Annotated in this window: 4 protein-coding genes and 1 pseudogene; all 5 read left to right on the forward strand. The window is 48.8% G+C overall.

The features are described 5' to 3' along the window. Positions 1-121 (forward strand): annotated as a pseudogene (locus tag JGK07_RS32490) (photosystem II protein D2); the annotation flags it as partial. A gap of 106 nt (positions 122-227) precedes the next feature. Then, positions 228-476 (forward strand): hypothetical protein, encoded by a 249-nt coding sequence (locus tag JGK07_RS32495; protein ID WP_293186923.1) that lies wholly within the window; start codon positions 228-230, stop codon positions 474-476. Between the two features lie 449 nt (positions 477-925). Continuing rightward, a complete protein-coding gene (locus tag JGK07_RS32500) occupies positions 926-1,207 on the forward strand; it encodes a 4a-hydroxytetrahydrobiopterin dehydratase (protein WP_293186922.1) in 282 nt (93 codons plus the stop codon). A 445-nt stretch (positions 1,208-1,652) separates the two neighbouring features. Then, a complete protein-coding gene (locus tag JGK07_RS32505) occupies positions 1,653-3,299 on the forward strand; it encodes an HD domain-containing phosphohydrolase (RefSeq protein ID WP_293193881.1) in 1,647 nt (548 codons plus the stop codon). Between the two features lie 291 nt (positions 3,300-3,590). Further along, a complete protein-coding gene (locus JGK07_RS32510; protein ID WP_293186920.1) occupies positions 3,591-5,783 on the forward strand; it encodes an iron uptake porin in 2,193 nt (730 codons plus the stop codon). Positions 5,784-6,003 lie beyond the last annotated feature (220 nt).

A 6,003-nucleotide genomic window follows, 5' to 3' on the forward strand; every position in this document is an offset into this window, starting at 1 on the left:
GTTCTACACTAAGAACATTCTGCTTAACGAAGGCATTCGTGCTTGGATGGCTCCGACCGACCAACCCCACGAAAACTTCATCTTCCCTGAAGAAGTTCTACCTCGCGGTAACGCTCTCTAATCAGTGCGAAGTATCAAAAATTGCAACATTTTGAAAGGGTAAGATAAATTAGTTTAGGCTTTACCCTCAATGTTTAAAAAGCTCCTGCCGCTCGGTAGGAGCTTTTTTGATTTCAGTAATCCGATCGCACATTTCCCTCTTTATACCTGCCCCACAGAAAAAGCAATCCGCTCAAAAGCTCGTTAGCGAAGCCCGCGCCTACGGCGGCTACGCCAACGAAGAGGATCGCCCGCTGGCTGTAGAGAGCGATCGAAAACCTCGATACGTCAGTAATTTGCCCTCATCTTGCAAAAATATTAATTTGCATCCCCCCACTTCTAATTCCTTGTGTTATTCTAATCATTGTGACTACTGAAATGATACTCAGAACGCAGGTTCTTTCGGTTACGCTGGCAAGGGCTAGCGCACAAATCCTCACACCAGATCTTGTATTTGGGTGAGGTGCGTTCAAATATGAAGCCATTTAGCTAATCCTGGAGGTGATGCCCATGATAGAAAGTAGTAAATGCATGGGTCATCAGATTGGAAACTACCGGCTGTGCGCCGGGGCCGCTCACTAGCAGTCAGCCGTCGTTTCCAACTGGAAACGAATTCCATCGGGAACCAGGCTCAGCTAGGGATTCTCCCGGCAGTCAGGTTCTAATCTGAAGACCCGCTAGACCGCTCTCACCTCAAATAGTGTTAAATCTTAAGTATTAAAACTTGAGCCTCAATACTATTGGTGAGAGCGGATAGTTTTTGGTCGGATTTTTTACAGGTTGGCTGTTAATCTCCCAAAAAGCTTATCCCAAAATAAAAAAAATTATGGCAGATCTACTTAACGATACTGAAATTCAAGAGCGCGCCAGTCAATTATCGGGCTGGACGGTGGAAGGTAAGCAACTGCGGTGTACCCGTTTATTTAAAGATTTTATCGGCGCGATCGCCTTTGTGAATAAGTTGGTCGCCCCCTCAGAAGCGGCAGGACATCACCCCGACATAGAAATCTCCTATAACCAAGTAACAGTTAACTTGACAACTCACGATGCCGGAGGCTTAACTGAGAAAGACATGGCGCTAGCCCAAGAGATTTCTGCGCTAAATTAGCTAGTTAGGCGGGAATCCCCACCCCATATTGTTTACAGATTGGGGTGGGATGAAAGCCAAGTTGATTGAGGTGGGATGGTTGACCAATCCCGTAGGGCTCGGAAGCCATCACCGCCGAAATCGACAATCTTTGATATCATTGAACCACAGTGGGGCTGGACGTGTTCCTCACTATAAAACGCCGTAGAGAGAAACAGTTTGGAGTATCTCGAAGGAAGATCTAGATATCCTTTACAGGACTCAGATGCCCAAACTATATTGCTTGCAATTAGTGTGGGAGCGTCACAAGAGTTCTCATTTTCCTAGCCGCCACTGCATCTAGCGACAGTCCCAAGAGCAGAAAGCCCGCTCAAAAGAAAATATCGACTCTGGGTTAAAATCGGGTGTGAGAAAGTCGAGATGCAACAAGTCCAATGTATTAAAGGCTATTCGCCATCCTCCGACCATGATCGTATTTGAAAGGCCAGAGTTCTTGAACGAATCTGCTCAAAGAACAGAACTGATAGAAAAGCTTTTGGATATTGGCGCGGCGCTCTCTAGCGCCCCCGATTTGGGCGGGTTGTTAAACTTGATTTTATCCAAAAGCCGGGAAATCACCTACAGCGATGCGGGCAGCGTTTATTTAGTAGATCACAGCGACGAGAAATCTAAGTTGCTGTTCAAGGTAGCTCAAAATGGTTCTAAACCCAGACTGTCGTTTAAGGAGTTTGCCCTGCCGCTGACAGACAAAAGCTTGGCGGGATACGTGGCAATTACAGGTCAAAGTTTGAACCTGTCTGATGCCTATGACTTGCCTCCCGATGTACCCTACCAGCTAGATACGAGTTTTGACAGGGATATTAATTACCGCACTTGCTCGGTAATGGTGTTGCCGATGCAAAACCGACAGGGCGAGACAATAGGCGTACTGCAACTGATCAACCGCAAAAAAAAGGCAGATGAGGTGCTGACGGCAGAGAATGCCTGGGAATCGACGCAGCAGTATTCCGAGTGGGAAGAAAGGATAGTTCGATCGCTCGCTTCTCAAGCAGCAATCTCGATCGAGCGCAATCAACTCCAAGAAAGCATAGAACACTTGTTCGAGGGCTTCGTCAAAGCAAGCGTGCAAGTCATAGAAGCCCGAGATCCATGTACCTTCGGCCATTCAGAACGAGTTGCAGCCCTGACAGTACGCCTGTCAGAAGAAGTAAACGCCGTCAGCAGCGGATGGCTGCGCTCTATTTACTTTAACAACCGTCAAATTCAAGAAATTCGCTACGCCGCCCTGCTGCACGATTTTGGCAAAATCGGAGTACCAGAAGCAGTTTTGACCAAGCAGAAAAAGCTCTACCCCTCACAGCTAGAAATCATTCGCCACCGTTTCGCCCTAGCTCAGCGGACGCTGGAAATGGAATGCGTCCAGTCTAAATACAAATACTTGCTAGAGCATTCAGCTTACCGAAAACACCCGGACTCTGGGCCAGAGTGCGCTAAATGCCAGGAAATAGAACAGCTAGACACGGCGCTAGCAGACGCAAAAACCAGATTGGCAGAATATTGGGAAGTCCTGCTAGAGGCCAACGAACCTCACATTTTGGCAGAAGAACCCCTAGCTCAACTGCTAGAACTTTCTCGGCAAACTTACAGAGATATAGACGGGGCAATTAAACCTCTGCTGAGTCCAGACGAAATCGTGCAATTGATGGTGTCGAGGGGCAACCTGACGCCGACAGAACGATCGGCAATCGAATCTCACGTCACTCACACTTACGAATTTCTCAGCCAAATTCCGTGGACAAAGGATCTAAAAAATGTTCCCCAAATAGCCTACGGACACCATGAAAAACTCGACGGCACAGGCTATCCACGAGGTCTAACAGACTCAGAAATCCCCATTCAAGCGCAATTGATGACGATCGCCGATATTTATGACGCCCTGACAGCCGGCGATCGCCCCTACAAACGAGCTTTGCGAACAGATGCAGCAATGAAAATTTTGCGGCAAGAAGCAGCTCACAACAAAATCAACGCCGATTTATTAGAACTGTTCGACCGTCGCCGAGTCTTTAGCGTCCTAGGACACGGTTTGGATGCAAAAGTCGAATCAGTATAGACGATTCGGACGTGCTGTGCTAAAAAGTAAATAGGCTATCGAGCGCCTAATGTGTCAGTAGTCCAATCAATCCCAAGTCCAAGTATGGTAAGGTTTTGAGGCAGTTGAGTACCTAGTCAAAAACAGGCATCCGACAGCAGCCAATCACATCCATACACTCAGTTAGTCCCCAAAAATCAAAAGAAAAAGTGAATTTTAGGTCTCTTTTTAAAGTATGCTAGTTTAGCAACTACTGACCACATAGAAGACTCGAAAAGTTTCTCTGTAATCGGTGTGAGGATGAGAGTGAATATGTCGAAATTTTTGTGGAGTTACCTACTAATCAGCCCAGCAGTCTTAGGAGCTACCCTAGTAGTTTCTTCGAGCGCGATGGCAGCAGACGCTCAGCAAGCTGCTGATGCGCTCAAGCCTCAAGCTGCCCAAGCTGAAACAGGCCAAGCCTCCGAAGCCAAAGTTAATGCTTTAGCGGCTGTTGACGAAACTACCGCAGCACTAAAGCCAGTCGAAGAAATTTCCCAAGGAACAGGCAGCGAAACCAAGCCAGCGATTGCAGATGCCAGCCCTGCTGCAACGGGCAGCGCGATCGCCTCCGCCACCACAGACCCCGCAGCAACAAATCTTGAAGCTGCATCACAACCTGTAACTGAATCTTTAGCAGCAGTTGAGCCAACAGTCGCTCAACCAGTAGAAAATTCAGCGGCAGCCAGACTAGAAAATCCAGCCCCAGCAGCTACCGCTGTCAAGGAGCAAATCAGTGCAGTTCAATTAGAAACTACTGCCCCGGCAGTTGCAGAGCAGGCACAACAAAATTTGCCCTCTCCGGCCCAATCTCTAGCCCAAACTGTCGCACCACAAGCTCAAAACCCAGCCGCCACATTAGAACAGGTCAACGAGTACAGCAGCGAAGGTGCTGGTGGCGAAACTCAGGCTCAAGTAACCTCAGTATCTCAACTTTCCGACGTGCGGCCCACAGACTGGGCATTCCAAGCACTGCAATCCCTAGTCGAGCGCTACGGCTGTATTGCCGGGTATCCAGACGGCACATTCCGCGGCAACCGGGCAATGACCCGCTACGAATTTGCCGCCGGTTTAAACGCTTGCTTAGACAAAGTTAACGAGCTAATTAAAGCAGGTACAACCAACTTAGCGACAAAAGACGACTTGGCAGCCCTCCAACGGCTCCAGGAAGAATTTGCAGCAGAACTGGCAACCTTGCGCGGCCGCGTCGATGCTCTGGAAGCTCGCACATCCGAACTCGAAGCTAACCAATTTTCAACTACTACCAAACTGACTGGGGAAGCAATTTTTGCCCTCAGCGACGACTTTGGTGGCAATGATGGCTTGTTTGGCAGAGACAACAGAAGAGTCGGTACGGGTAACAATGAAGCCGTCTTCCAACAGCGGGTACGTCTCAATTTAAATACGAGCTTCACCGGCAGAGACTTGTTGCTCACCAGACTGGATGTGGGCAACGGTCAAAACTTTAACTTGGGGGCGACGAGCGAAGGTACTCAAACCTGGAACGTAGTTGGCAGAACCGACAACGTTTTTCACTTGGGCAGCTTGCTTTACAAGTTCCCCGCTAGCAATCGGTTGAACGTTACCATTGAAGCCGCTAACGGTATTTGGAACGATTTCATTCCTACCGTCAACCCTTACTTTGAAGACTTTGACGGCGGTAATGGCTCCCTCAGCGCCTTCGGTCAGAGCAACCCAATTTATCGCCTAGGTGGCGGTGCTGGTATCGGCTTCGATTACGCCTTCGGTGGCAGAGGCTTGCTGGGCGGTGTGTTCGGCCCGACTTCTCTGTCCTTTGGATATTTGGCGTCAAATCCGGCAAGTCCCGCCAAGGGCGCAGGCTTGTTCAACGGCGATTACGCAGCGATGGGGCAGTTGACTTTTACCCCGGGACGCAACTTGCAAGTTGCTCTCACTTACAACCACGGTTACTTTAGCAGAGGTAACTTCGGGTTTGACAACGGTTTGGGGAACGGGCCAGACAAACTTGGCGGTTTTACAGGCACGGGCGTGGCTAATTCCATCAACGGTTTGAGCGAAGGCTTTGACGGCTTCCGCGCTCGCAAAGTTGTCAGCAACTCCTACGGTGCTGAGGCTTCGTTCCGACTCAGCCCGAGATTTATCATTGGGGGCTGGGCTGGTTTAACCAATGCTCGTATTCTCGGCGTCGGCGATGCGAGAATTTGGAACTACGCAGCCACTTTGGCTTTGCCCGATTTAGGGAAAGAAGGCAACTTGCTGGGCTTTGTGGTAGGTCGTGAGCCTTACTTGGATAAACTTGAGGCTCCTGGCAATTTGCGGAACTTCAACAACGATACTTCGTGGCACTTTGAAGGCTTCTACAAGTTCAAGCTCTCGGATAACATTGCCGTGACTCCGGGCGTCATTTGGATTACCAACCCGAATCAAGACCGCAATAATGACGACATCATTATTGGTACTCTGAGAACTACTTTCACGTTCTAAGAGTGCGTTTTAAGAGGCAGGGAGAGTCATATTCTCTCTCTGCTAACAACTCTATAATTTAACATTAGCCCTGCTTGTCGCAGGGCTTTTTTGTGTGGCGGACAAATGCAGCTCATCTTATTTAGGGCTTGCTGAAAAATCAATCACATATTGCGTGGCATAGGTTTAGATGGCGCGAGGGAGAAAAAAGTGCAAGATAAACAGGTAATATAGATCAAAA

Origin of the sequence: Microcoleus sp. PH2017_24_DOB_U_A (genome assembly GCF_020738205.1) — a bacterium.
Classification (GTDB): Bacteria; Cyanobacteriota; Cyanobacteriia; order Cyanobacteriales; family Microcoleaceae; genus Microcoleus.

Coding starts and splice junctions, on each gene's coding strand:
- JGK07_RS32510 (WP_293186920.1), top strand. CDS start 3,591: ATGTCGAAATTTTTGTGGAGTTACCTACTAATCAGCCCAGCAGTCTTA.
- JGK07_RS32505 (WP_293193881.1), top strand. CDS start 1,653: ATGATCGTATTTGAAAGGCCAGAGTTCTTGAACGAATCTGCTCAAAGA.
- JGK07_RS32500 (WP_293186922.1), top strand. CDS start 926: ATGGCAGATCTACTTAACGATACTGAAATTCAAGAGCGCGCCAGTCAA.